At 47.2% G+C, this 282-nt stretch carries 1 protein-coding gene; it reads right to left on the reverse strand.

Translation table 11 applies throughout. The features are described from left to right. On the reverse strand, nucleotides 1-282 hold a 282-nt coding region (locus tag V6259_RS19785), incomplete at both ends, for an AAA family ATPase (RefSeq protein ID WP_341585989.1).

The following is a 282-nucleotide window of genomic DNA, read 5'->3' on the forward strand; positions in this document are numbered from 1 at the left end:
GGTTCTCAGTCGTGGCACCAATAAACAAAAAGGTGCCATCTTCAATGTGAGGCAAAAAGGCATCTTGCTGAGATTTATTAAAACGGTGTACTTCGTCTACAAAAAGAACCGTTTGCCCGCCCTTCATCATGCGTAACTGCTGGGCCTGTTCGACCGCTGCACGAATCTCGTTTACTCCAGACATTACCGCTGACATTTCAATAAATTGGGCGTCTAATGCATGAGAAAGCAACTGAGCGAAGGTCGTTTTGCCAACACCTGGCGGCCCCCACAAAATAAAGG

Source organism: Marinomonas sp. TI.3.20 (genome assembly GCF_038155025.1).
Classification (GTDB): Bacteria; Pseudomonadota; Gammaproteobacteria; order Pseudomonadales; family Marinomonadaceae; genus Marinomonas; species Marinomonas flavescens.